18 protein-coding genes and 2 rRNA genes (1 of these 20 cut by a window edge) are annotated in these 24,697 nt (G+C 44.2%); 8 read left to right on the top strand and 12 right to left on the bottom strand.

What is annotated here, in order from left to right:
• The first annotated feature begins 86 nt into the window (after positions 1-86).
• The 8 genes from AC2CZC_RS07540 (at position 87) to AC2CZC_RS07505 (ending at position 10,211) form a co-directional block, all read left to right on the top strand.
• Complete coding sequence (locus AC2CZC_RS07540) at positions 87-1,334, top strand: HlyD family secretion protein (RefSeq protein ID WP_484584366.1); 1,248 nt, start codon at positions 87-89, stop codon at positions 1,332-1,334.
• Positions 1,335-1,369: 35 nt separating this feature from the next.
• On the top strand, positions 1,370-2,101 hold the full coding sequence (locus AC2CZC_RS07535) for an ABC transporter ATP-binding protein (RefSeq protein WP_484584365.1): 732 nt from the start codon (positions 1,370-1,372) through the stop codon (positions 2,099-2,101).
• Between the two features lie 12 nt (positions 2,102-2,113).
• Positions 2,114-4,552, top strand: a complete 2,439-nt coding sequence (locus AC2CZC_RS07530) for an ABC transporter permease (protein WP_484584364.1) — start codon at positions 2,114-2,116, stop codon at positions 4,550-4,552.
• 433 nt (positions 4,553-4,985) lie between these two features.
• Positions 4,986-6,392 (top strand): glutamate--ammonia ligase, encoded by a 1,407-nt coding sequence (gene glnA, locus AC2CZC_RS07525; RefSeq protein WP_211012904.1) that lies wholly within the window; start codon positions 4,986-4,988, stop codon positions 6,390-6,392.
• Positions 6,393-6,639: 247 nt separating this feature from the next.
• Complete coding sequence (locus AC2CZC_RS07520) at positions 6,640-7,152, top strand: DUF4124 domain-containing protein (RefSeq protein ID WP_484584363.1); 513 nt, start codon at positions 6,640-6,642, stop codon at positions 7,150-7,152.
• A gap of 103 nt (positions 7,153-7,255) precedes the next feature.
• The gene (glnL, locus tag AC2CZC_RS07515) at positions 7,256-8,320 is read left to right on the top strand and encodes a nitrogen regulation protein NR(II) (RefSeq protein ID WP_237135691.1); all 1,065 of its coding nucleotides are present in this window, start codon (positions 7,256-7,258) and stop codon (positions 8,318-8,320) included.
• Between the two features lie 11 nt (positions 8,321-8,331).
• Positions 8,332-9,738: a nitrogen regulation protein NR(I) gene (ntrC, locus tag AC2CZC_RS07510; RefSeq protein ID WP_484584362.1), complete on the top strand. Its 1,407-nt coding sequence runs from the start codon at positions 8,332-8,334 to the stop codon at positions 9,736-9,738.
• A gap of 14 nt (positions 9,739-9,752) precedes the next feature.
• Entirely contained in the window at positions 9,753-10,211 is a 459-nt protein-coding gene (locus AC2CZC_RS07505; RefSeq protein ID WP_046358425.1) for a Crp/Fnr family transcriptional regulator, read from the top strand.
• A gap of 51 nt (positions 10,212-10,262) precedes the next feature.
• Here the strand turns inward: AC2CZC_RS07505 and AC2CZC_RS07500 are convergent, their stop codons facing one another.
• From AC2CZC_RS07500 to AC2CZC_RS07445, 12 genes are all read right to left on the bottom strand, one after another.
• Positions 10,263-10,436, bottom strand: coding sequence for a hypothetical protein (locus tag AC2CZC_RS07500; protein WP_237135692.1), 174 nt, complete (start codon positions 10,434-10,436; stop codon positions 10,263-10,265).
• A gap of 216 nt (positions 10,437-10,652) precedes the next feature.
• Positions 10,653-11,888 carry a cysteine desulfurase-like protein gene (locus AC2CZC_RS07495; RefSeq protein ID WP_484584361.1) on the bottom strand — a complete coding sequence of 412 codons (1,236 nt, stop codon included), beginning with the start codon at positions 11,886-11,888 and terminating at the stop codon, positions 10,653-10,655.
• A gap of 10 nt (positions 11,889-11,898) precedes the next feature.
• Entirely contained in the window at positions 11,899-12,531 is a 633-nt protein-coding gene (locus AC2CZC_RS07490; RefSeq protein WP_284021802.1) for a 2OG-Fe dioxygenase family protein, read from the bottom strand.
• Between the two features lie 288 nt (positions 12,532-12,819).
• Positions 12,820-13,797, bottom strand: coding sequence for a hypothetical protein (locus tag AC2CZC_RS07485; protein WP_484584360.1), 978 nt, complete (start codon positions 13,795-13,797; stop codon positions 12,820-12,822).
• Positions 13,797-14,744: an autotransporter outer membrane beta-barrel domain-containing protein gene (locus tag AC2CZC_RS07480; RefSeq protein ID WP_484584359.1), complete on the bottom strand. Its 948-nt coding sequence runs from the start codon at positions 14,742-14,744 to the stop codon at positions 13,797-13,799. Before AC2CZC_RS07480 ends, AC2CZC_RS07485 begins: the two co-directional genes overlap by 1 nt.
• Positions 14,745-14,979: 235 nt before the next feature.
• Positions 14,980-17,577 (bottom strand): bifunctional aconitate hydratase 2/2-methylisocitrate dehydratase, encoded by a 2,598-nt coding sequence (gene acnB / locus AC2CZC_RS07475; protein ID WP_484584858.1) that lies wholly within the window; start codon positions 17,575-17,577, stop codon positions 14,980-14,982.
• A gap of 253 nt (positions 17,578-17,830) precedes the next feature.
• Entirely contained in the window at positions 17,831-18,889 is a 1,059-nt protein-coding gene (locus AC2CZC_RS07470; protein WP_237135697.1) for an OmpA family protein, read from the bottom strand.
• Positions 18,890-19,006: 117 nt separating this feature from the next.
• The gene (locus AC2CZC_RS07465) at positions 19,007-20,809 is read right to left on the bottom strand and encodes an ABC transporter ATP-binding protein (RefSeq protein WP_247686936.1); all 1,803 of its coding nucleotides are present in this window, start codon (positions 20,807-20,809) and stop codon (positions 19,007-19,009) included.
• Entirely contained in the window at positions 20,810-22,240 is a 1,431-nt protein-coding gene (locus AC2CZC_RS07460) for a protein adenylyltransferase SelO (protein WP_484584358.1), read from the bottom strand.
• Between the two features lie 3 nt (positions 22,241-22,243).
• Complete coding sequence (locus tag AC2CZC_RS07455) at positions 22,244-22,933, bottom strand: DNA-3-methyladenine glycosylase I (protein WP_484584357.1); 690 nt, start codon at positions 22,931-22,933, stop codon at positions 22,244-22,246.
• 393 nt (positions 22,934-23,326) lie between these two features.
• Positions 23,327-23,441: ribosomal RNA gene (gene rrf, locus AC2CZC_RS07450) — 5S ribosomal RNA — on the bottom strand.
• A gap of 116 nt (positions 23,442-23,557) precedes the next feature.
• A 23S ribosomal RNA gene (locus AC2CZC_RS07445) occupies positions 23,558-24,697 on the bottom strand; it runs 1,738 nt beyond the window's last position.

Raw genomic sequence — 24,697 nt, 5'->3', positions numbered from 1 at the left:
AAATAAAACCATTTAAAAACAATAATTTACTTTTTGGCACGTGGCTTGCTCAATCCTGTACATCATCAATAAATATAAAGATAAATATGGACGTCGCAAAATCAAAAACAATCTCGCCAAAACACTCACTTAAGAGAAAAATCACGGCTATGGTCGTCTGTGCCTCTGTGCTAGGCGGTGTGTTTCATTTCACCTCATCATCAAGTTCCACCAGCTTGCAACAGAACAGCTTGATTGTCGCAACCGTACAGCGAGGTGATCTCGCTATCCAAGTAGATGGATATGGCGTCCTACGCTCCAATCAACAAAAACTGTTAACTGCACAGAGCAGTGCGACGGTCAGTGAAATACTGCTGCGCCCAGGTGCAGTTGTGACGCCAGACTCTGTGATTTTAAGAATGCAAGATCCCGACCTAAAACAGTCAATTGAAACAGCACGCATGGCACTTGAAGAACAAGAAGCTAATTTGCGTCGTCAAAAGCTTGCCAACCAGCGAGAGCGCTTGTCAGAAAAAGCCACACAAGCACAATTGGAAAGCCAGTATCAATCACTGGTTCTGCGCCGCAAAGCGCAGCAGGTACTTCGAGATCAAGGTGTTATCCCAGCCATCGACGTGCAAACTGCAGAGTTGGAGGAGCAACAGCTCGGCGCACGAACTGAACTACAGCGTCAACGTATTACGCAACTGGCACAATTACACCAAGAAGACATCGAAATATCTCAACAGCAGGTCAACCAAGCGCGCTCAAATTTGGCAAGGCTAGAGCAACGCGCTCAGCAACTCGAAGTCACTGCGGGGATCAGCGGCACTATCCAACGCCTCGCGGTTGAGCTTGGTCAAAGCGTGTCCGCAGGACAAGAATTAGCGCAAGTGGGTAGCAACTCAGACTTGCAAGCGCTGATCCGCGTACCGCAATCAAAAGCGGAACAAATCAAAGTCGGACAACCAGCAACGATTGATACTCGACGTGAACGCGTTCCCGCTGCCGTTACTCGGATCACGCCACAAGTGCAAGATGGCACTATCGAAGTAGAGCTGTCGTTTACCGAGGGAGTGCCTGAGTCGGCTAGACCAGAATTAAGCGTAGAAGCAGAGATCCTCACCAATCAATTAAGCAACGCTTTATATGTCGAGCGACCAGCGAATAAACAAGCCCATAGCGCAACCGAGCTATACATCATCGACGGGGATCAAGCTATTGCAACCACAGTACGATTCGGCGAAGACGCGGGTCGACACTTGCAAATTCTGCAAGGTGCGCAAGAAAACCAGCGTGTCATTCTCTCTGATATGACGCAGCACAGTGAGCATAAGGCCATCACGTTACTTTGAACCCAATAACAAGAATTAAAAGAAAGGAATTAGACATGAAAGAAAGCGTATTAACAATGTCAGGTGTAACCAAGGTATTCAGCACCGAAGAAATGGAAACCCATGCATTAAGAGGCATAGATCTCACCATTTATCGCGGCGACTTTGTCTCCATCTGTGGCCCGTCAGGCTGTGGAAAATCAACGTTACTCTCTATTTTAGGGCTGTTAGACATGCCCAGTTCTGGTCAATACCAAATTGAAGGCGAAGAAGTCAGCCAGCTGACGTTGGCGCAGTCGGCATATATTCGCAACGAAAAAGTCGGTTTCATATTCCAGTCGTTTAACCTGATTGATGAACTGACGGTCTTTGACAATGTCGCACTACCGCTTAGATACCGCAAAGAACCCATGCCAGAAGAGCAGATCAAGCAAGCCGTGGAAGCTTGCCTTGCCAAAGTCGATATGAGCCATCGTGCGAGCCACAAACCCAACCAACTTTCCGGTGGTCAACAACAGCGTATTGCCATTGCCCGTGCACTGGTTGGACAGCCAAGCATGCTGCTCGTCGATGAGCCCACTGGTAACCTCGATTCAATCAACGGCGATGCAGTGATGGCCATGTTGCAGCAGCTCAATGCCGAAGGCACCACCTTATGTATGGTGACGCACGATCCACGCTACGCCGATATGGCGACTCGGCAGCTCCACTTACTCGATGGCAAAATCATCGACAGTGAAGAGCATAGCGACCCCAAGCATGCATTTGAAATTCCACTTGCACAGTAAGTAGGTGCCATTATGTTGAAACACAATTTATTAATCGCAATCAAAAGCCTAGCAAGAGTAAAAAGCTATGCACTGACCATCATCATGACCTTGGGTGTCACGCTGGGTGTGATGGTGGCGATGTATAACCTCAATTACCAGATCATCGCAGCGCCACTGCCTTATCCTGATCAGGATCGGTTATTCTTAGTCCAAGGCCAACTGCTGGCTGACGGTGAAGTAAAGCGTGAAAACTACCTGCCCTTTTTAGGCGCAGTTGAAGCTTACAAAGATAAACACCCAGGTATCGAGACTTTTGCACTACACAACATCAGTATTGATGTTGAGCAAAGCTTACCAAACAGCCCAACTTTTAACACCGGCGCCATCACACCTGAATATATGCAGATCATCGATGCGCCACTGGCATTAGGACGTCACTTTACTAACGAGGAAGGACTCGATAGCAATCAACCTGTTGCCATTATCTCATACGATGTCTGGCAAACACACTTCGGTGGGAGCAGTGAAGTACTCTACCGTTCTGTGACTTTCAAAGGTATTAGCTTTATCATCGTTGGCGTCACTGCTGAACACTTCGCTGAGCCGGTATTAGCAACTCCCACTTGGCGCACCGATGTGTGGTTCCCATACGACTATCGCGATACCCCGGATCCGCTTTGGACATTTTCCTCAAATCAGGTTCACTTGGTTGGTAAATTGGCCAAGGATGCGGATATTAACCGTACTCAGCTCGCACTCAATAACTGGGTGATGGCACGCTACCCAGCAGCGGTTGCGGATGATCCCACGGTAGCAAATACTGAAGTTAAATGGCGTTTTACCACTTACAAATCACGTATTATTGGCGATGCAGGCAATACCAGTGTCATGATGCTCGCAGGCAGTGTGGTTCTGCTGCTTATTGCCCTCAGTAACATTGGCAATCTTGTTTTATCTCGCGCTGTTGAGCAACAACGAACCTTTGCTATTCAAGCCGCATTAGGTGCGCAACCTCACCACTTATTCAAGCAAGTACTGGTTGAATTATCTTTGTTATTCGCTGCCGCACTCATTGTTGCCACCGGTATCGTGAGCCTTATTTTAGGCTTATTAAAAGCTGGCTATGCAGGCCCACTTGCGCGTTTAGATGAACTCAGCCTCAACCTGAACACAGTGCTATTTGCGATTGTCTTAACACTCGTTCTTAATTTTGCACTCGCTTGGGTGGTCAGCAAGCAGCTTAATTACAATGCCATTATTGGTGCATTGCAAAGCAGTGGTAAAGGTTCTGGTGTACAAGTATCTAAACACACACGCCAAGTGCTGGTTTCAATGCAGGTATTTTTTTGCATCTCTCTGCTTGTCTTATGTGTGAGTATATTCAAACAAAGCTGGGCACAACTCACAGCCCCAACGCATATCAATACTGAAAATACCTCACAGATTGCTTTAAATGTTGGCACTTTACTGACTGAAATGTCGCCAGAGCAGCGCGCTACACTGGTGCTTGAAGCAACAGAGCGACTTAACCAACACAGTGACATCGTACGTGCAGGTGTCGGTAGTTATCCTCCTATCTCCTATTGGTTAGAGCAGTTCTCTACATATCACTCGCAGTTACAGCCCGGCATAGATAAGCCCGTCGTGTCACACAAACGGGTCTGGGGAACACGTGCTTATTTTGAAACATTCGGCTTAAGATTAGCGCAAGGACGTCACTTTACTGATGCAGAGGCCAGAGATAGAGCCCCAGTGGTCATCATCAATGAATTTATGGCTGACATGATAAAAGCCTCTGGCCAAAACCCAATTGGTGCAAAGCTGTATGGGCGTAACTCCAGTGACCCCATCACAGTAGTGGGTATCGTCGGTAATTTGAATTTACCAAACCAACCGCCAATTTCTAGAACCTATCGCCCTCGTGTAAATACTGGATACCCTATTGTTGTCGTCGAAACCAAACCCAACGCACAGCTATCCAGACAAAATATCAATGATTTACTGGCGCAAGTGCATTCACAAATACGCGTTTATGACTTGCAAACTACAGAGCAAATTCTGTCCTCGCACCTTAAATCACAGCGCGTTGCCAGTATTTTTACTATCGTGCTTTCTGTGGTCGCGGTGATATTAGCAGGTATTGGTATTTACGGCGTATTTAACTATGCCATTGCCTTAAGACGCTATGAGCTAGGCATTAGAATGTCAATTGGTGCAACCCCTGTGGCAATTTTCAAACTGGTACTGACAGAAAATATGCAGCCCTTTTTAATCGCAGCCGCTGCGGCCACCTGTGCATTACTTATCGGTTACTTTAGTGCCGCATCTACGCCCATCATGCAAATGATGAATATCTGGAGTTGGTTGATCCCTGTGGTCCTGATAGCAAGTCTAGTCATAGGTATCACCTTGCTGTCAGCGTGGAGCATTATTCGCCAGCCTGCACAATACGCACTGAAAGGCGCTTAACCATGTCTCAAACCAGCCGTCAATCAGCATGCAATATCATGATAATTTCCTTCCTGAGATGTTGTATCTGGTGTGTCATGGCGGCTGGTTTATTTATCTTGCCCCTAGATAATATAAATGGACTATGCTTAACCTGTGAGCTCGTATTACTGTCCCAATCCAGTACTGCGAGTCCCGCATTTTTATACTCACTTAACGTGCTAGAGTGGCTGGAATAAACCAGCCAATATCCCATTCCAAATGGTTGCACCAATATAGTGCAACTCGTCCTGTTATGGTGCACTCATTTAGGTCAACCACACCATTTTCAACCATCTAAAACAAAATAAATTATATTTTACAATAAGTTATATTATTGGCACAGATCACGCTTATAAGAGCGCAGTTAAGCAAATTATTGCAGCAAAAAAATAACCCACGAGTCGGAGGACACATGTCACAATCGGTTTTAGATTTTATTAAAGAGAATGAAGTAAAGTTTGTAGATTTACGTTTCACGGACACTAAAGGTAAAGAGCAACACGTTTCAATCCCTCATCATCAAGCCGATGAAGACTTCTTTGAAGACGGTAAAATGTTCGACGGTTCATCGATTGCAGGCTGGAAAGGCATTAACGAATCAGACATGGTATTAATGCCAGATGCAAGCACAGTGAAGCTTGACCCGTTTGCTGAAGAGACAACAATGATCGTGCGTTGTGACGTATTAGAGCCTGCAACAATGCAGGGCTATGAGCGTGACCCACGTTCAGTCGCTAAGCGTGCTGAAGACTACATGCGCTCTACTGGTATTGCTGACACAGTATTATTCGGCCCAGAGCCAGAATTCTTCTTATTCGACGACGTTAAATACAAAACAGACATGTCAGGTTCTATGTACTCTATTGACTCTGAAGAGGCATCTTGGAACTCTGATAAGAGCTACGAGGAAGGCAACACGGGTCACCGTCCTGGCGTAAAAGGTGGTTATTTTCCAGTAGCACCTGTTGATTCTTCACAAGACTGGAGAAGTGCGACGTGCTTAGTACTTGAAGAGTTCGGTCAAGTTGTAGAAGCGCACCACCATGAAGTAGCAACAGCAGGTCAAAATGAGATCGCAACACGCTTCAATACCATGGTTATCAAAGCAGACGAAATCCAAGAGATGAAGTACGTTATCCACAACATGGCACACCACTATGGTAAAACGGCAACCTTCATGCCTAAGCCAGTTGTTGGCGACAACGGTTCTGGTATGCACTGTCACCAGTCATTAGGTAAAGATGGTCAAAACATCTTCGCAGGTGACAAATACGGTGGCCTATCTGAAGATGCACTTTACTACATCGGCGGTATCATCAAGCACGCTAAAGCAATCAATGCATTTGCAAACGCGTCTACGAACTCATACAAGCGCCTAGTACCTGGCTTCGAAGCACCTGTTATGCTTGCTTACTCTGCACGTAACCGTTCAGCTTCAATCCGTATTCCAGTGGTACCTTCAGAGAAAGCACGTCGTATCGAAGTACGTTTCCCTGACCCAACGGCGAACCCTTACCTTGCTTTCTCTGCAATGTTAATGGCAGGCCTTGACGGTATTAAAAACAAAATCCACCCTGGTGATGCAATGGATAAAGATCTTTACGATCTACCAGCTGAAGAAGCAGCTGAAATCCCAACTGTTGCAGCATCTCTAGAAGAAGCATTGGCTTCACTTGACGCTGACCGTGAGTTCTTAACGCAAGGCGGTGTTTTCACTGATGACCTAATCGATGCATATATTGCACTTAAGTCTCAAGAAGTTGAAAAGCTAAACATGACAACTCACCCAGTTGAGTTTGAAATGTACTACAGCGTTTAATTCGCAAATTACTTGCAGTGAATAGAGATAGTTATCTATCTATGCGCAATATTCACTGCACTTTATAGTGTAACTGCGCGCTTAAATCATATGTGTTCTCAAGCCCGCTTTTGCGGGCTTTTTTAATGGCAAAACCGCGCTAAAACCTCTACAGTTAAACGGTGAGTGTTCGCACTGACACCATAATTGAGAATCTGACAATGATGATGCGCTTTAGCACGATTGAATTGAGTAGAGTGAGGTTGCTGTGAGTCGACTGTGGTTAGTGATAATATTATGTCTAGCAAGCCATACTGCGTTCGCTGATAAAAAAGTCTATCGCTGGAAAGACGACAAGGGTAATTGGGTGTATTCGGATACGCCAAAAAAAGGCGCAACTGAAGTTAAAATCAATACCCACTTTTTAACCATGCCAGCAACCGATACTTCAGTACTGAGCAGTGGTACTCAAGATCAATCCAAGCAACAGTACAAAGCGTCCATTATCGCCCCCAATCACAAGCAAACGTTACGAGATAATACCGGTAGCGTGTATGTGAGCGGGCAGATCACCCCAAGATTTGCGAAAGACTTTACCGTTCAGCTATTTTTGGATGGCAAACCAACAGGCCCTAAGCAACACACGATCACGTTTGCACTGCGAAATGTCGAGCGCGGTGAACATTCATTACAACTCATGGTATTTGACTCTAAAGGCAATGTCGTCACCAAAAGTGATGAAACGATTTTCTATCTACATAAAGCCAGAGCCAGTCAATAACCTTATAAAACAGTACATTTGAGAACTCCAACCAATAACAACAGCAAACACGGTTTTTTTGTGTTAGATTAATATGCACCAACTTGGTGCAAGGCGACCCATAATGGAACACCTCAATTCATCAATACTGCCTGAACTGTGGCAAAACCTGTCAACCTCGATAATTTTACTCGATGAAGACTTTAAAATTCACTATGCCAACAACAGTGCCAGTGAGCTCTTAGGACTGGGCCAGAAACGACTGATTGAACAGCCGTTTGAAAGTATTTTCCACCACCATTTAATCGACTTAAAAAGGCTCAAACGCTATGTGCTTGAAGACGGTATTGACTGCCAACAACACAAGGTAGACGTTGTCTTCATTGATAACCGTGCCAGCACCATCAATTTATTCGCGCGCAAGCTCAACCATAATAAACGCCAATATATTCAACTAGAATGCAGGCGGATTGATGAAGAGCTGCGCTTTGATAAAGCCTTCAATCAAGCGCATCAATATCAAGCTGCACGCAACCTCATTCGCGGATTAGCCCATGAAATCAAAAACCCACTCGGTGGTATACGCGGAGCGGCGCAATTATTGCAGTATGAAGTAGACCAACAAGAACGTAATGAATGTGCTCAATTGATCATAGAGCAAGCAGACCGCTTAAGAGAGCTCGTAGATAGACTGTTGGGCCCAAATGAACTGCCAAAGCGAACGCTGTGTAATATTCATAAAGTGCTTGAGTCTATATTGAAGCTCAGTGCGCTGGACACTGAACATAGCATCACTTTGCATAAGGACTATGATCCGAGTATTCCAGATATTTACGTTGATGAATCAAAAATACAGCAAGTGGTGCTCAATATTGTCAGAAATGCTCAGCAAGCACTCAAAGGTCAAGGCAAGATACGTGTCACCACGCGCATTTGCCACCGAGTGCGACGCGGTAAGTTAATGTTGAGAAAAGCACTCTTAATAAAAATTGCCGATAATGGGCCGGGTATAGACGAAGCAATCAAAGCGACGCTTTTTTACCCTATGGTCACCAACAAAGAAGGTGGCTCTGGACTTGGTTTATCAATCGCACAAACCTTAGTTGAGCAACACAAGGGGTTTATTGAGTGTGACAGTTGGCCAGGACATACCGAGTTTTGTATCTACTTACCCTTTGAAGAAAGTTAGGGAGCAAATTAATGAAAAGTGTGTGGTTAGTCGATGATGATGCCTCAATTCGCTTTGTATTGGAAAAAGCGCTATCGAGAGCTGGCTTTGCAACTGAAAGCTTTGCCAATGGGCAAGACGTATTAACAGCACTTGAATATGGTCAACCTGCCGTTTTAATGTCTGATGTGCGTATGCCAGGCATAGATGGTATGGCCTTACTCGAGGAAGTGAATCGATTATATCCATCTTTGCCAGTGATCATCATGACTGCGCACTCTGACCTTGACTCTGCCGTTAATGCATTTCAAAAAGGCGCGTTTGAATACCTTGCAAAGCCGTTTGATTTAGAAGAAGCCACTTCCCTTGTTGATAGAGCTTATCGCGCGGCACAACAAAACGCTAAGAGCAAACCGCAGGATGCAACCGTTGACCAACCAGATATCATTGGCGAAGCGCCCGCCATGCAAGAGGTCTTTAGAGCCATAGGCAAGCTCTCTGCGTCGAGTATGAGCGTACTCATCAATGGCGAGTCTGGAACAGGTAAAGAGCTCGTTGCTGGTGCTCTGCACAATCACAGCCCTCGAAAAAATAACACTTTCATTGCGCTAAACATGGCTGCTATTCCAAAAGATTTAGTTGAATCTGAACTCTTTGGGCACGAAAAAGGTGCATTTACAGGTGCCGATAGCGTCCGGCGAGGACGCTTTGAACAAGCCAATGGCGGTACACTGTTCTTAGACGAAATTGGGGATATGCCGCTCGATGTCCAGACGCGTTTACTGCGGGTACTTGCTGACGGTGAATTCTACCGTGTCGGCGGCCACCAAAGTGTCAAAGTTGATGTCAGAATACTGGCTGCGACGCATCAGGATTTAGAAAAGCTGGTCAGTGAAGGAAAATTTAGGGAAGACTTATTCCATCGCCTTAATGTGGTGAGACTAAGGATCCCACCGCTTCGAGAAAGAAGCGTTGATATTGCGAAGTTAGCAGAATACTTTCTGGCCAAAAGTGCCAAAGAGCTCAAAGTACCTAGCAAAGTACTTACGGACAAAGCGTTAGATCATATGTGTACTTTTCATTGGCCTGGCAATGTCAGGCAATTAGAAAATACCTGCCGCTGGCTAACCGTCATGGCGCCAGGAGATATGGTTGGTCCACAGGACTTACCGCCAGAGCTTGCACAACCCAGCAATACAGCTAAGCTTGAAGAAAATCAGGACTGGCTTGATGCTTTTCAGCTTTGGTTAGATCAACAACTGAGACTGGGAGAAGACCACATATGGCCTCAAGTACAAGCTCAGTTAGAGACAAGACTGATAAAATCTGCACTCGCAGCTTGTCATGGTCACAAGCAAGATGCGGCACTGAAAATAGGCTGGGGCCGTAATACGTTGACCAGAAAGCTCAAAGAGCGCAATATGCTAGAAAATGACTAAATGATTGGCCAAGCATGAAGCTGCTAGAAAACATCACGACGATAAAACAACTAGAAATCATCAACCGCTTAGACTTTTTTTCTGAGTTCACGCTCGCTGAGCGGCAGGTTTTGTTAGAGTCGTTCAGCCATTTATATTTAATCAGCAAAGATCGCTACGCATTTAAACGTTTTGAGCAAGATAGTCGCTTATACATTATTTTAACTGGCGAACTACGAATTTTCGCCGAGAAAAGTCATATAGATATTGGCCATGTAGGGCCCGGTGAGTTTGTCGGTGAAGGCGCATTCATATCAAATCGAGAACGCAGCACCAGTGCTCAGGCCATATCAGATACTATCGTATTGGCCATCACTTCTGAGGCACTTACCAAATTACCGGCGGTGATAAGAGAAAAAATCAAAGACAAAATTATTGCTGGCATGAGTGAGCGTATTCACAAGCTCAATCATTTTATCGAAGAAAAACTCTAAGCTGCTCATAATGACTACAGCGCTCACTAAAGCCCTGTAGTCAATAACTGCTTAACAGTTATACATAGAGTTACATGTCCAACCGTTGTAAGAAATACAACCAGGTACATGTGGTGAGCTTGCGTACATACCACCCGCTACATTAGGTGTTTGCTCAGGGTTTAACGCTTTATTGTTAGTAGATAATTTCTTAACCGAACGTTTATTCAATGTGATTTTCATCATTATTTCCTTTTTATGTTGTACTTATTTTTAATAGGGCGACCACGCCTCTGATTAATAAATAACCACCAACTCAGTTTAAAATCAATGATTTCAATCCGTACATTATTTCATTACACACGCTCTGCTAGGTATGACATAGTAAAATGTTTTGCTTCAGCATTGAAATTGTTCTTATCCAACTAAAAAAGGATGCTGACGCATCCTTGTTTGTTGAATTTAATTGAGCAGTTCTGTGAACAATTCGAACAGTCTGTCTAACTCTTCAATGGTGTTGTAATGCATACAGCCAATGCGCACTACACCGCCTTTGTCCATCACACCTAATTGCTCACACAAGCCCTGCGCATAAAAGTTCCCATCCCATACACACACATGGTGCTGACCTAGAAACTCTGACACTTTGCGTGGTTCTAAACCTTCAAACGTCAATGCGAATGTCGGTGTACGCTCGCTCAGGCGAGATAAGTCGTCAATTCCGAACAGTTTGATCTGCGGAAATTCACCAAGTCGTGTTAAAAAGTGCTGACTCAAAGCCATTTCATGTGCTTTTGAATTCGCAAATGCTTGCTCTAATCTCACTCGTAATGGCTCAGACTCTGGCAAGTCACTCAAAGAGGCAATGTATTCAATCGCAGCGATAACACCTGCCAAACCTTCAAAGCTCTGTGTGCCCGTTTCCCAACGTCCAGGGATCACGTCTTTTGCAGGCTCCACTTTATAAGGTGTAAAACCTTCAAGATGTTCACGCTTACCATAAACAATACCAACATGTGGACCAAAGAATTTATAAGCTGAACACGCTAAGAAGTCACAATCTAATGCTTGTACATCAATCAGTTCATGAGGTGCAAAATGAACGGCATCGACATATACCAGAGCACCCACTTCGTGTGCCATAGCAATGATCTGCTTAATGTCGTTAATTGAGCCTGTGGTATTTGATGCATACGTCACAGCCACCAGCTTAGTGTTGCTGTTAAGTAACGACGCATAGTGCTCCAGATCAAGTGTGCAATCTGATTCATTGATGCGCAAAGCATGCACTTTAGCACCTTTGTCCTCAGCCGCTTGACGCCAAGAAGATACATTTGAATAGTGATCCGCGTTGGTCACAATCACTTCATCTCCAGCTTGCCACTGCCTTGATATTGCACGACTAAAACTGAACGTTAAGCTCGTCATATTCGCACCAAAGACAATTTGATCACTACTTGGCGCATTGAGCAGCTGTGCAACTGACTGTCTTGCGCGGCTCATTAGCTCAACGGTTTTATCACTCGAAAAAAACGCACCACCTAGGTTTGAATTAAAATAACCTAGATATGCAGACATTGCACTTAAGACCGACTGCGGTACTTGTGAGCCACCCGGGCCATCTAAAAATATTGGTGAAACACCAGAAACTTCCTGCATTAAAGCGGGAAACTGACGGCGGATTGGCATTAAGTTCATGTGGACCTCTTTATGCTGTAAATACAAAACAATCTAAGTAGCCAACTTGGTCGGCATTGAGTTTATTCATCGGAGTGGCGTTATGCCAAACTTCACGATCATTCACAAGTGCAAATAGGCCATCTTTTATTTCCATCTTAAAACATGGCTCCGCTTCTTTATGCTCATAGACAAGGAGCTCACCACCAGCAATGTTTTCATGAGACACACCGCATACACATACATGATCAAAGCCATCTTGGTGAATACCTTCTGGTGCAGGTGGTGTATCGCTCTCTATCGCCAACATTCTAAACTGATGTACTTCAATATCTGCATCATCTGCAACACCTGTCATTGCTTTAAACTCAGACAGCAGGTGCTTAAAACCATCGCTCTGCAATAATTCCGCCTCTAAGTTTTCATACACGCGTTCCACATTACCTTGAAAGTGGTTAATCGAATCATCTTGTACGAACGCTTTTGTCGGCTGGATAGACACATTACCTTCGGCAAACTTCAATACTGAGTAACGGCGTTTGCGAAATGCACCATCGGCATAAGGGTTATCTGGCAAACGCGAAAAAAACGGTTTAACTGAATCAATATGTGATTGTTGAATAAAACGAAGTTGAAGCAAATTCTGGTTGTTTACTGCTGTCATGCTTACTCTTGCCTGTAGATGTAAAATTGGCAGAGATCTTAATCTATTTGGATGGAAATTTTGATTTTGAATAACTTGTTTTTATCAAAAAACAAGAATAAATATACCCAATAAAAACATATGTTAGATTAAAAATGCTAAATGTTTTAAATTTGGTAACTAGCACATCTAAATGTGGGAGATGTTTTTTTGCTTAATCACGCACACACTGTGCATGAATATTTATTGCATAAAAGGTGTTAAGCCAAAATAAACCGGTCTAACACCTCATTCAAAATTGCAGTTAAATTAGAGCTTATCCTTCACAGCAGACAATTGCTCAGCAAAGCTCAAATGACGTAAATCACCTAGTCCCGCTTTTTCCGTTAAGGCCAATAAATGACTTTCCAATTCAAGTAGTTGGGCCTCAACTTTATTATTTTGCAGCGCCTCTTTACGTGCAAGATGCTCTTGATAAAGACTACCTACTCTAAGCAGCTGCAATTTAGCTAGACGCACCTTTTCTTCAATCTGCTCATAGTCACGGACGTTATTTCGAATATATACCTTGGCATATTCACTGGTGTTACTCGCATCTAGCGCAACGCTAGGCAATACCTTAGCCTTTGGCGATGCCGAAATAGTACGCAATTGTGACAAGATTTCACCTAAGTAATAACGCTCAACAGCACTGACTTCTAATGCCGTTAACTGGGCATTAAAATCAGCCAGCTCAGCTTCAACTTCGGGCTGCTTGCCATCAACTAGCATCGCACGATATTTTTTATGGGTCTCATTTAATTTGCGATATCGAATAGGAAAGTGCTCTTGCGCTGCAAATTTATCTAGCACTGCAAAGTGAGAACGAACCGGCTCTAAAACAGATAAAATCAAGTTCTTTGCCGCCTGTGCCCCACCTATTAAAGCCAGCACCTCTTGGCTAAGTTCAATAATCTCACCGCTGACAGTTTGAGAAGAAAAGAACGAGGCACTATCTAGCGCTTCAAATGGCTTCGCTTTTAAATCAGCAAAACTTTCCTCAAGTTCCTGCCATTCTTTTTGCGCTTTTTGAACGCGTACACGGTCATAGTCAATCAATGACTCAGTGTTAGCCAAGTACATTGCCTGCTGTGCTTCCTGATAAGCAGCTTCGGCACGACTATATGCCGCTTGTACTTGTTCATTAGAGGGGGAAGACCCTCCTATTGATTGCACTGAATCCAGTGTTTTACACCCCGTTATGTTTAATAACACAGCCCCAAACACTAAGCCAAACTTCATTCGCATTAGTAACTCCATTGTAATCCTGCGGTCAGAGAGACATTAGTATACTCTATTTCAGGGACACGCAAACGTCGACCGTTCACTTCTTCTGTCACCGTATCTCGCTCTTTGTAGTACGCATCGACACCAAACATCACCGCAATATGCTCAACTAGCTGATATCTGACCCCCGTTCTGGCCATTACACCCCAACCGTTAAAAGTATCCGTGAGTGTTGTTGTCTCAAATTGGGTGTTCTGAATACGACTATATACCGGTGTACTCAATTCGCCTTCGATATACCAGCTGAGTTTTTCTTCAGGATGAGTAAGTTTGCTATCGTAACGGGCACCTAAGGTAGCCAACAACCCCATTTGATCCTCTGTGACTGAGATGACAGGCAATAGTGAAGCTGGGTTATCTTGTAGAACATCATCACCATCTTTCGTTTGTCCTGGCAAATCAAAACGGGGGACTGGATCGCCTTCCTCGCGTGGCAATGCTTTTAGCGCATCATCAAATCGCGTTGCGCCGGGGTTAACAAATTTAAAGTTAGAGCGGGTAAAACTCGAGGTGAATATTTTCATGCCAAATGTAAGCTGAACAGCACGTTGATAATTATACGCTGCGGTAAATGCCAACTCATTAGCTTTAACCTTAAAATCATTTTGCTGGATAGCGCCAAAGTCTTTTAATGACCATACCTCCTGATCGATTTCCGTGGAGATGGTCGCAGCACTGCCAATGTAAAATCCCCAACGCTCATCTATACCTGTATACGACAACTGCCTCACCGCTGGGTTAGTAACTGAAATTGATTGAGACAATTGTCCAAAACCAGCGACATCCGCTAAGGATTCACTATAGTCGATGCTTTCAAACCCTAAACGGACTTCGCTATAAGAAGGTAGAGGTGCTGCTGCAAACGTATAACTACTAAACATCCCCAGTAAGGCAAGAGTATATTTCATGACTTTCCCCGATAATGTTGTTGTCTTGTATCACAAGGCACCACATTCCTCTTCCTTGCATACAGGTTATAGAAACAAATTTACACTGACGACTAGACATCAGTGAATGATATAAACATTAGTACAGAGGTCTTTATAGTCAAGGACATAGGTGAGCTTAACAGCATCGTTTAGAAGGAATAGAATTATCAAAAGCGTGGAAAAAAGCTCGTAAATTACGAGCTTTTTTAAGCAATTATACCGCTTGTTGAATGATCACACTGTCTGCTTTCTTTGTGTAATGTGACATTTTGTGGAAATTCAAATAACGATAAGTATCCGCAGCTGTCGCGTTAATTTTCGTCGCATATTCTTGATACTCATCCGGTGTCGGCAAGCGACCTATGATCGCAGCGACTGCCGCCAGTTCTGCTGAGGCCAAGAATACATTTGCCCCTGTGCCTAACCGATTGGGGAAGTTACGGGTTGATGTTGAGACCACAGTCGCCTTATCTGCCACTCTCGCCTGATTCCCCATACACAAAGAGCACCCCGGTGTTTCAATACGCGCACCAACTCGACCATAAATACCATAATACCCTTCATCTGTGAGCTGATCTTTGTCCATTTTGGTCGGTGGCGCTATCCACATGCGCGTAGGTAACTGACCACTAAAGTTATCAAGTAATTTACCGGCAGCACGAAAGTGGCCAATATTGGTCATACAAGAGCCTATAAAGACCTCATTGATCTCTTCGTTTTGTACGGTAGACAGCAAACGAGCATCATCCGGGTCATTCGGCGCACATAAAATTGGTTCTTTAATGTCGTTTAAGTCAATCTCAAGTACATGGGCGTATTCAGCATCACTATCAGCAACCATAAGCTGCGGATATTCGAGCCATGCCTGCATTTTTGCAATCCGGCGCTCTATTGTACGCACCTCTCCATAGCCCTCTGAGATCATCCACTTCAACATCACAATATTGGAATTCAAATACTCTTCAACAGAGGACTGTGACAGCTTTACAGTACACCCAGCCGCAGATCGCTCAGCTGACGCATCTGACAACTCAAAGGCTTGCTCAACCGTCAAATGCTCAACCCCTTCAATTTCAAGAATACGGCCTGAAAACTCATTGACTTTGCCTTTTTTCTCGACAGTAAGTAGCCCTTGCTTAATCGCGTAGAGCGGGATGGCATGTACTAGATCTCGCAATGTGATCCCAGCTTGCATCTCGCCCTTAAAGCGCACAAGTACAGACTCAGGCATGTCCAAAGGCATAACACCTGTGGCAGCGGCAAAGGCAACTGCACCAGAGCCTGCCGGAAAAGAAATTCCTAAAGGGAAGCGGGTATGTGAATCACCACCAGTCCCCACCGTGTCAGGTAAAAGCATACGGTTGATCCAAGAGTGGATCACACCATCTCCCGGTCGCAACGACACCCCGCCGCGATTCATCATAAAATCCGGCAAAGTATGATGAGTATTTACATCAATGGGCTTTGGATAAGCGGAGGTATGACAAAAAGATTGCATGGTTAAATCCGCTGAAAAACCAAGGCAGGCTAAATCTTTCAGCTCATCTCGGGTCATCGGCCCAGTAGTGTCTTGCGAGCCAACCGTGGTCATTGTCGGCTCACAATATTGGCCTGGTCTAACCCCTGTAACGCCACAGGCTTTACCTACCATTTTTTGTGCTAGCGTATAGCCTTTGCCAGTATCATCTGCTTGTGCTGGTTTTTTGAAAATAGTTTCTGCGTCTAGGCCAAGTGACGCTCGTGCTTTGTCTGTTAGACCTCGACCAATGATAAGTGGAATACGCCCACCTGCTTGAACCTCGTCTAAAATAACATCCGATTTTAAAGTGAAATGCGAGAGCACCTCGTCAGTGCCAAAGCGCTTAACCACCCCTTGATAAGGATAAATGTCAATTTGATCGCCCATGTGGAGCTTTTCAACAGGTAGCTCAATCGGCAGTGCACCAGAGTCTTCCATCGTATTAAAGAAAATTGGGGCAATTTTTCCACCTAAGCACACGCCGCCTGCCCGTTTATTCGGGACATGAGGAATGTCTTCTCCCATAAACCAAAGCACTGAATTAGTTGCTGACTTTCTTGAAGATCCGGTACCAACTACATCGCCGACATACGCCAAGGGTAGGCCTTTGCTTTGCAATGCTTCTAATTGCGCAACAGGGCCTATTTCACCATGTTTATCTGGAGATATGCCATCTCGCGCAAGCTTCAACATAGCTAACGCATGTAACGGAATATCTGGACGAGACCAAGCATCAGGCGCAGGCGACAGATCATCCGTATTGGTCTCCCCCGTGACTTTAAATACCGTGACAGATATTTTCTCAGGAGCTGCGTTTTTTTGCGTAAACCACTCTGCCTGCGCCCATGACTCAAGTACTTGCTGTGCAAACGCATTACCGCCCTTTGCTTTTTCCTCTACATCATAAAATGCATCAAACATTAATAAGGTATTTGACAACCCTTTAACAGCAATAGGGGCAAGCTCTGGTTCATCTAACAACTCAATCAAAGGTGCAATGTTATAGCCACCTAACATAGTGCCCAGTAGTTCAACAGCATAAGCCTTAGATATCAGCGGTGATACTGCCCCTCCTTTTGCCAACGCAGCCAAAAAGCCAGCTTTGATATAAGCAGCATCATCCACTCCAGGGGGCACACGATTGACCAATAAGTCTAAAAGAAAGGCTTCTTCACCTATCGGTGGTGCTTTTATTAACTCAATTAAATCTGCGGTTTGCTGTGCGTCCAACGGCTTAGGTACTATCCCTTTTGCCGCGCGCTCTTCAACATGATTTCGATACTCTTGAAGCACGGTGATATCCTCTTGGTGACGTGTTTTAATAAGCATTTTAGTAGTTTTGTTTATGACTGCTTATCTTTTAATCTAGCCACTTGATTATAAGAGCTTTTTATCAATATGAAAATCTTGCAAGTTGTACCATCGAGAGATACTCAATATCAATGTAATGAATGGAGAGGTAAGGGAGAAATTACAGAATGAATGGTTGTTGGCATATATACAATAATGGCTGAACAATAATGTTATTCAGCCATATTAAATAAGATTATCTCTTCACTTTTACTCTTTCCACTGAAATAACCTTTGCTTCAACACGGCGGTTAGCTGTATGTGCTTCTTGAGTATTACGGTTATCCATTAAGCGCTCTTCACCATAGCCTACGGTTGAGATACGTGATTGCGCAATGCCTTTTTCGACCAACTGCGCCGCAACGGCATCAGCGCGTTTTTTAGATAGCCACATATTGTAATCTGCTTTACCTAGACTTGATGTATGGCCTTCTAGTACAACCGTTGTTTCAGGGTGTGCACGTAAAAACTCTACAACTGAGTTAATATCGTCTAAATACTGCTGAGATACTTGAGAGTTGTTATTCGGGAAGCGGACTAACAAGCTCACAGTAACTTCTTTATTTTCATATAAGCTACAACCAGCAGCATCGACTGCATCACTCATCGGTGTATTAGCACATCTATCTTTACTATCTAATACGCCATCGCCATCGCTGTCTTTAGGCTTTTCAACCACAACTGGCTGAGGTGCAGGTTGCGGTGCTGGCTCAACTTTTTTCGGACTACTTGACGCCTTACCAAACATATAATTGATACCAAGCTTTGCACCCACATCGGTATAGCTACGCTCTAAGCCTTGATAAATTGCTGTTTCAAAATTAGCGGCCAAGTTATCAGTGAAATGATGACGATAACCTACACCGGCATTAGCAAATAAGTTGCTATCAAAAATATCTATCGATTTAAGACCTGCCAATGCATAAAAAGGGCCGCCATTAAAGTGGTAAAGACCATCGATACCAAGACGATCACCATCTTGAGAACCGACACCCGCACCCTCTAAATCAAAATCCATATCAGCATATTCGATGCGCGCACTCCAATATTTGTTAAACCTGTAACCAAGTTCTGCACCCCATCCCGTGGAGTCATCAATGCCAACTCCACCGTTGCCAACCCCTCTGATATTCTCCCAATCTGCGTTGTAGTAATCACCAAACACACCAAGGTATACACCCTCTTCAACCTCTTTCGCATGTAAAGACGTTGCTGCTGCCATTGCCACAATTACGCTTAGCATTTTAAGTTTCATCGCTGTTTCCCTCTAAAATCCAGACTTATTTAATTTGATAGCAAGATAATAGTAGTCGATGTCTTAATAATTACTTAACACTAAATAAGTATTTTTAGTTAAGAATTAAAGCTGAACCTAGCCTTGATGACCAAATAAAACTTGGTATAAACCATCTTCTTCAACTAATGTACGATGATCGCCTGACTGAGTAACGTAGCCATCATCCAGCACGTAAATAATATCAGCTTGACGGATTGCGCTAAGCCGGTGGGCAATGATCAAAGTCGTGCGGCCACTCAAAAATTGATTGAGATTTTTATGGATACGCGCTTCTGTTTCCACATCGAGCGCCGAAGTCGCCTCATCCAAAATCACCATTTTTGGATCTGCTGCAACCATACGTGCAATCGCTAGTCTCTGCTTTTGGCCACCCGATAGTTTGACACCATTACGACCAACAATGGCATCCAGCTGTCCGTCCATTTCTTTAACATTGTCTGCCAACTCTGCGATTTCCAAAGCATGCCAAAGCTGTTCATCAGTGCATGCCTTACCTAAACTTAAATTTTCTCTGATACTCGAGTTGAACAAGATAGGCTGCTGTAACACAGTCACTGCGTTTTCTCTAATTAGGTCATAACCTATGTCTTCAGCTGCAATACCATTGATCAGGATGTCTCCTGCGGATTTCTCATAAAGCCCTAATAAAAGCTGTACAAGGGTCGACTTTCCGCCGCCAGAGACAGCAACCAAGGCCACTTTTTTTCCTTTCGGAATATACATGCTGACATCATGTAAAATAGGCTGTCCTTCATTATATTCAAAACTCACCTGTTTAAATTCAATGCCAATTTTATCTGCTTCGAATACTTGCTGAGCTGATTCTGTACGTGCGTCATTCGATGTTTCCGTCTCAAAGTCCAACACTTGGTTTAACCTCTGTAATGCCGCAGAAGCACTGTAATAAGAGTACTGAATACTGAGAATTTCCTGGACAGGTCCCATCATGAACCACAAGTAACCAAACACAGCAAAAATCTGACCAACAGAAAGGCCTGAAAACACCACCATTAACATCGCAATGGCACGAAATACCTCAAACCCGAGTAAAAACACTGTAAAGCTCAAACGATTAACAGCATCTGTTTTCCATTGTGATTGGACAGAGTGATAACGCAAATCTTTTGCCGCAGTGAGTACATTGTCAAAGTACCCGTGTTCACGGCGCATGGCTTTAAGTTGGGCAATAGCATCAAGCGTTTCAACTAATGCTGTTTGAAAGGCTTCAAATGCATTGTTTTTCTCTTTCGTTAAATGTTTAACCTGTTTGCCAAATTGTCTCGAGAAATAGATCACAGCCGGGTTTAACGTCAAAATAATTAATCCGAGTGTAAAGTCTATCCATAACAGTACAATCGCCGTACCAATAATCGTCAGCAGGCCAATTAAAAAGCGCGACATCGTTTGACTGATAAAGCCATCTAGCGTCTCTATGTCAGTTACGCATCGCGAACTGATCGCTGCACCACCTTGTGTTTCAAACTCTTTAAGCCTCACCTGAGATAAGTGGCCAAGTAAACGCTGGCGGATATTCAGCGAAACATCCTTGCCAATAATGGTGAACTGACGAGACTGAGCGACCCCTAATAATAAAGCCCCTATCCGCATTAGCATAACCGCCACCAAAATGGCCAGTATGTACCCTGTTGCTCCATGCCACTCTGCAGGTAAAAAGCCATTCATAAATTCAACAGCAACACCGGGTTTTGCTAGGAGTACCTCATCAACTAATAAGGGCATCATCAAGGGGATAGGTACACTGACCAACGCCGCTAACAGTGCAATGATATGAGCGTAGATCAGGGGCTTTTTATGTTTGAGCACCTGTCTCTGAATTTCTTTCCAAGTTAATGGCCCTGTCATCTCTGGATTCTGCATTTAAGTACCACAAAAAGTTTGGTAATGAGTCGAGTTCGCTTGCGATTGCAGCCATTTATCTGGATAAGAGATGTATTCATATGGAGAACTCAACGCCGCTAGCCACAGTGTTAATAATTCGCTTTTGCCCTGTTGATAAAATTCATTGATCACTTCCTCTACTAAATCATTACGAGGAATGATTGCCGGGTTATGTCGCACCATCAGTGTGGCAACTTCACCATCGTTAAACTGCTCAGTACTTGCTTGCCACTTAGCAACCCACTCTTGCAACTCACTGGGGATCGGAAATTGCGCTTGCTGCTTATGTAACTTAGCGGCAGTAAGCGATGCAAAAGTATTCGTATAATCAAGCTGATGCTTTGTCATCAGTTCAAGTAACTCAGTGACTAAATCTTGATCACCCTTTTGAGCTTGAAGTAAACCCAATTTATTGCGCCATAACTGCTGATAGCCTTGATTAAAGCGTTCAGAAAAGCCAACTAACATAGCTGAGAATCGCTCAATTGCAGGTTGCTCTTCTGCGAATAAAAGAAGAAGTGATTCAGCTAATCGACCACAGTTCCAACTTGCCATATTAGGCTGTTGGCCAAAGGCATAGCGGCCTTGCCTATCGATTGAGCTAAATACACGATTAAATGAAAATGCTTCCATCATAGCGCACGGACCGTAGTCAATTGTTTCGCCGTTCACTAGGGTGTTATCGGTATTCATCACGCCATGGATGAAGCCTACCTGCAACCACTTAATCATCAAGTCGCATTGCGCATCACATACATATTGGAAAAAAGTGAAAATATTATCGTCTCGATTTTCAGTAACTTCTAACCCCATGTCTCTCATTGTGCTCTCTAGCAACTTGAGCATAGCATCCTCATCTTGCTGTAAAGCCAGATATTGAAAGGACCCAACTCTAATATGGCTCTTAGCAATTCTCGCAACGACGGCACCAGGTAAAGTCCCTTGGCGGTAAACAGTTTGACCCGTTGTAAGTACAGCGAGACACTGAGTCGATGGGACGCCAAGAGCCGTTAAAGCGTGACTCATGACAAACTCTCTCACCGCTGGCCCCAATGCACATAGGCCATCACCGCCACGAGAGAAAACGGTCGCACCAGAACCTTTTAACTGCAGATCGATTACATCGCCGTTCGGCGCAGTAAACGATCCGATCAAATGGGCACGACCATCACCTAAAGTAGGATTAAATTGACCAAATTGATGGCCTGAATATGCTAAGCATACACTATGAGAGTCAGGTAGAGACTGCTGGCCAGATAAATATAGTGATGCGGTATCATCGTCCCAATTTAAACCAAGTTGACTGTTAAGCGAGGTATTAAATAGGGCTAGATTTGCATTCTCAAAAACATTTGGTGCTGCAGGAATAGCAAATTGCTCACCAATGGTGGCATATCTTGAATAAAACATAATTTAAGTACTCTGAATTACATTATCACCAACACTAAAGGCAATAAGTTGGCTAAGAGCTGTCAATGACAAGCCACTTGATTGTTGAAGTTCATTAAAGTGTTGTTGTGCTGCTTTTAGTGACTTCAACGATTGGAGTCCACCATCAATGACACCATTTGCACGCAAATAAGTCTCCACGTCTTTTGTCATTAAAAAAGTGTCCTTACCAAGCGCACGTAAGGCAAATGGCCCTGTATTACCACCTAAGCGATTACCTCGCTTTTTAAGCAATAACCACAGATTAATTATATCTTCGCTAGGCCAACTTGCTATCATCTCACTAAAAGAGCCATGCTCTTGTTGCAACTCATAAATCATATGGCAATTGATAGCGATACTTTGTACTTTTTTGAAGTTACGAATAATACGCTCATCCTGAGCGCGCTGTTCATACATTTCAGGAGACATGTAAAGTAATTTATCAACGGAAAAATCCCAAAAAACCTCCCTAAATCCATCCCACTTGGCATTGACTACCGACCAATAAAAGCCTGACTGAAAGATTTTCTTAGTAAACTCTTCTAGCCATAAATCATCACTGTATGTACTAAGCACACTATTATTAAGTGGTTCATTTAATAACACGCGTAAATTGGCCTCACCGCCTTTGCGTTCACAGGCTCTGTCGTAAATATCATTAAATCGAGTCAATGGTGCTCCGCTATCACATTAATTCAAATATCATTATTAATAATAGTCTCACATATTGTGTCTACTAAACACACTCAAGATATAGGGACATTTATGATATAGGTAAGTTACGATTTACATAGCCAGACAAGATGAATATCGTGCGAAAGGTTAGCGACAGCGAACGCAGCTTCCTTTACGCAAGGTGAAATGAGCTATTTTAAACAGCGCCGATTAATGTATTGGCGCGATGGAACCCAGCTTCAGGGATGAATAGACAACCCAGAACTATCTACAAAGAAATAACGTAATGCACTAAAACATATAACCGTGAGATGAGCTAGTTTTACCACAGCTAAGGGACTTAAATGCAAAAAACCCGTCGCATTTCTGCAACGGGTTTCTTTAATTGGGCCCTGGCAATGTCCTACTTTCACATGGGAAACCCCACACTATCATCGGCGCTATTTCGTTTCACTACTGAGTTCGGCATGGGGTCAGGTGGTTCCAAAATGCTATGTTTACCAGGAAAATCTGTGTGTAAGATGTTTAAAACACCTTACTAAAATCTGGAAGCGTAATTAAATTCTTATCGTCTACTTCTATTCTTAACTTCTAACAAGCTTAAAACCACTTTGGCGTTGTATGGTTAAGCCTCACGGGTAATTAGTACGAGTTAGCTCAATGCCTCACAGCACTTCCACATCTCGCCTATCAACGTTGTAGTCTTCAACGGCCCTTCAGTTAACTTAAAGTTAAAGTGAGAACTCATCTCGAGGCTCGCTTCCCTAGATGCTTTCAGCGGTTATCGATTCCGAACGTAGCTACCGGGCAATGCTATTGGCATAACAACCCGAACACCAGCGGTTCGTCCACTCCGGTCCTCTCGTACTAGGAGCAGCCCCTCTCAATTCTCAAACGCCCACGGCAGATAGGGACCGAACTGTCTCACGACGTTCTAAACCCAGCTCGCGTACCACTTTAAATGGCGAACAGCCATACCCTTGGGACCGACTTCAGCCCCAGGATGTGATGAGCCGACATCGAGGTGCCAAACACCGCCGTCGATATGAACTCTTGGGCGGTATCAGCCTGTTATCCCCGGAGTACCTTTTATCCGTTGAGCGATGGCCCTTCCATTCAGAACCACCGGATCACTATGACCTACTTTCGTACCTGCTCGACGTGTCTGTCTCGCAGTTAAGCTGGCTTCTACCATTACACTAACCGTACGATGTCCGACCGTACTTAGCCAACCTTCGTGCTCCTCCGTTACTCTTTGGGAGGAGACCGCCCCAGTCAAACTACCCACCAGGCACTGTCCTCAATCCCGATTAGGGACCTAAGTTAGAACATCAACACTACAAGGGTGGTATTTCAAGGACGGCTCCACACAATCTAGCGACTGTGCTTCAAAGCCTCCCACCTATCCTACACATGTAGGGTCAATGTTCAGTGCCAAGCTGTAGTAAAGGTTCACGGGGTCTTTCCGTCTAGCCGCGGGTACACAGCATCTTCACTGCGATTTCAATTTCACTGAGTCTCGGGTGGAGACAGCGTGGCCATGGTTACACCATTCGTGCAGGTCGGAACTTACCCGACAAGGAATTTCGCTACCTTAGGACCGTTATAGTTACGGCCGCCGTTTACCGGGGCTTCGATCAAGAGCTTCGCCTAAGCTAACCCCATCAATTAACCTTCCGGCACCGGGCAGGTGTCACACCGTATACGTCATCTTACGATTTTGCACAGTGCTGTGTTTTTAATAAACAGTCCCAGCCACCT

The sequence above is a fragment of the Pseudoalteromonas sp. MMG033 genome (assembly GCF_057197785.1).
Note: the sequence above shows the minus strand (reverse complement) of the source record. Positions and strands in the feature narration are given on the sequence as shown.

Coding starts and splice junctions, on each gene's coding strand:
- glnL (WP_237135691.1), top strand. CDS start 7,256: ATGGAACACCTCAATTCATCAATACTGCCTGAACTGTGGCAAAACCTG.
- AC2CZC_RS07460 (WP_484584358.1), bottom strand. CDS start 22,240: ATGTTTTATTCAAGATATGCCACCATTGGTGAGCAATTTGCTATTCCT.
- AC2CZC_RS07495 (WP_484584361.1), bottom strand. CDS start 11,888: ATGAACTTAATGCCAATCCGCCGTCAGTTTCCCGCTTTAATGCAGGAA.
- AC2CZC_RS07480 (WP_484584359.1), bottom strand. CDS start 14,744: ATGAAATATACTCTTGCCTTACTGGGGATGTTTAGTAGTTATACGTTT.
- AC2CZC_RS07530 (WP_484584364.1), top strand. CDS start 2,114: ATGTTGAAACACAATTTATTAATCGCAATCAAAAGCCTAGCAAGAGTA.
- AC2CZC_RS07505 (WP_046358425.1), top strand. CDS start 9,753: ATGAAGCTGCTAGAAAACATCACGACGATAAAACAACTAGAAATCATC.
- AC2CZC_RS07490 (WP_284021802.1), bottom strand. CDS start 12,531: ATGACAGCAGTAAACAACCAGAATTTGCTTCAACTTCGTTTTATTCAA.
- glnA (WP_211012904.1), top strand. CDS start 4,986: ATGTCACAATCGGTTTTAGATTTTATTAAAGAGAATGAAGTAAAGTTT.
- AC2CZC_RS07470 (WP_237135697.1), bottom strand. CDS start 18,889: ATGAAACTTAAAATGCTAAGCGTAATTGTGGCAATGGCAGCAGCAACG.
- AC2CZC_RS07500 (WP_237135692.1), bottom strand. CDS start 10,436: ATGATGAAAATCACATTGAATAAACGTTCGGTTAAGAAATTATCTACT.
- AC2CZC_RS07540 (WP_484584366.1), top strand. CDS start 87: ATGGACGTCGCAAAATCAAAAACAATCTCGCCAAAACACTCACTTAAG.
- AC2CZC_RS07535 (WP_484584365.1), top strand. CDS start 1,370: ATGAAAGAAAGCGTATTAACAATGTCAGGTGTAACCAAGGTATTCAGC.
- AC2CZC_RS07485 (WP_484584360.1), bottom strand. CDS start 13,797: ATGCGAATGAAGTTTGGCTTAGTGTTTGGGGCTGTGTTATTAAACATA.
- ntrC (WP_484584362.1), top strand. CDS start 8,332: ATGAAAAGTGTGTGGTTAGTCGATGATGATGCCTCAATTCGCTTTGTA.
- AC2CZC_RS07465 (WP_247686936.1), bottom strand. CDS start 20,809: ATGCAGAATCCAGAGATGACAGGGCCATTAACTTGGAAAGAAATTCAG.